This is a genomic window from Luteibacter sp. P4_E6, from assembly GCF_056401535.1.
Window position 1 is genome coordinate 1 of record NZ_JBFUJE010000668.1, and the last position, 1,896, is coordinate 1,896.

Consider the following 1,896-nt stretch of genomic DNA (forward strand, 5'->3'; position numbering starts at 1 on the left):
GGCGCCGCGTATCTCGTGTCGAAGGCGATCAAGGCGTCACGCGTGCTCGCCTTCGAGGATCTCGGCATGGAAGCGATCTACGAGTTCGAGGTGAGGGACATGCCGGTGACTGTGGCGGTGGATAGCGCCGGTTCGTCGGTGCACATCTCCGGGCCGAAGGAATGGCAGTCGCGCATCGGCAAGATTCCGGTCGTGGTGGTCTAACGGCATCGCCGATGAATCGGCTCCTACATGAATCCGCTGCATAGGCCGGGCGGGTTTGTGTGGGAGCCGGCGAAATTCAGCAAAAACTAACTGGCTAGCTTCCAGGTGTGTCTTGCGATTTGCTCATCCTCTTCCGTGGGGATGACGCGGGAATTGAAGTCGCCGATCCATTGCAGGCCGGCGAGGATGGCGTCGCGGGTTACCGCGTCGTTCTCGCCGATGCCGCCGGTGAAGACCAGCAGGTCGATACCGCCTAGCGAGGTGATCATCCCGGCGATGTGCTTGCTCGCCACGTGCACGAAGACATCCTGCGCGAGATGCGACGCCGCGTTGTCCATGGTGTGTAACTCGCGCATATCGCTCGTCCCGCCGGACAGGCCTTTCAATCCCGACTCGTGGTCGACCAGGGTCTCCAGGCGCTTGGCGTCGTAACCGCGCTCGCGCATCAGGTAGAGCAGCACGCCGGGATCGAGATCGCCCGGGCGAGTGCCCATGACGATGCCGCCCGTTGGTGTCAGTCCCATCGTGGTATCGATCGATTTGCCATCGCGCACGGCGCACAGGCTGGCGCCATTGCCGAGGTGGGCGATAACGAGCTTCGAAGGCACCGCATCGCCAAGCTGCCGCACGATGGACTCGTACGACAGCCCGTGGAAGCCGTAACGCTCTATGCCACCCGCTCGCAGATCCGCCGGTAAGGGCAGGGTGCGCGCAACTTCCGGCATGGTCGCGTGGAACGCCGTATCGAAGCAGGCCACCTGCGTCACGCCGGGAAACGCCACGCGACAGCGCTTCACCATCTGCACCGCTGCCGGCACATGCAGCGGTGCAAAGGCACGCGCTTCATCCAGATGCACCATCAGTTGCTCGTCGATACGTGCGTGCTGACGCACGTTCGGGCCGCCATGCACGAGACGATGGCCGATGGCATCCGGTGCCGGCAGGCCGCGATCGCGCAACGTGCCGACAATGGTCGCGATCGGGTCACTGCCGTTGCCAGCGGACTCCGTGTTCTCCGTCAACAAGGCCTCGCAGGTTTCGCCATCGACACGGTACAGACCGTACTTCAGCGACGAAGAGCCGGTGTTGAGGGCGAGCACATGGCCGGTGGCGATGCTCACTCGCCCGCCTCCTCGGCCTGCCACTGCCAGTTACGCACGTCGGGAAGATCCTGGCCGTGTTCGCTGACGTAAAGCTTGTGGCGCTGGATATCCGACCAGTAACGCTGCGTCGCCTTCTCGCGCTCACCTGCAAAGCGAGGCACGCGGTTGATCACATCGAGCGCGAGCTGGAAACGATCCATGTTGTTCAACACCATCATGTCCAGCGCGGTGGTCGTCGTGCCTTCTTCCTTGTAACCACGCACGTGGACGTTGTCGTGGTTGTGCCGGCGGTAGGTCAGCTTGTGGATGATGCCGGGGTAGCCGTGGAAGGCGAAGATCACCGGCTTGTCCTTGGTGAACAGGTCGTCGAACACATCGTCGTCGAGGCCGTGCGGATGCTCGTCCGGCGTTTCCAGCGCCATCAGGTCCACCACATTGACCATGCGGATGCGAATATCGGGCACGTACTCGCGCAGCAACATGATCGCGGCGAGGATTTCGACCGTGGGGGCGTCGCCGGCGGATGCCATCACCACATCCGGATCGTCCTGCCCGCGACTGGCCCAGGACCAGATACCCGCGCCGGCCG

At 63.3% G+C, this 1,896-nt stretch carries 3 protein-coding genes; 1 reads left to right on the forward strand and 2 read right to left on the reverse strand.

Going from position 1 to position 1,896, the window contains the following annotated elements; all coding sequences use genetic code 11:
* A partial coding sequence (locus AC1DT2_RS22175) for a fumarate hydratase C-terminal domain-containing protein (protein WP_477298773.1) occupies window positions 1-204 on the forward strand: 204 nt, incomplete at its 5' end.
* A gap of 86 nt (window positions 205-290) precedes the next feature.
* Here the strand turns inward: AC1DT2_RS22175 and AC1DT2_RS22180 are convergent.
* Window positions 291-1,325: an acetate/propionate family kinase gene (locus tag AC1DT2_RS22180; protein ID WP_477298775.1), complete on the reverse strand. Its 1,035-nt coding sequence runs from the start codon at window positions 1,323-1,325 to the stop codon at window positions 291-293.
* Window positions 1,322-1,896: phosphoketolase family protein (locus AC1DT2_RS22185; RefSeq protein ID WP_477298777.1), on the reverse strand; the 575-nt coding region annotated here is incomplete at its 5' end. The genes AC1DT2_RS22180 and AC1DT2_RS22185, both read right to left, overlap by 4 nt.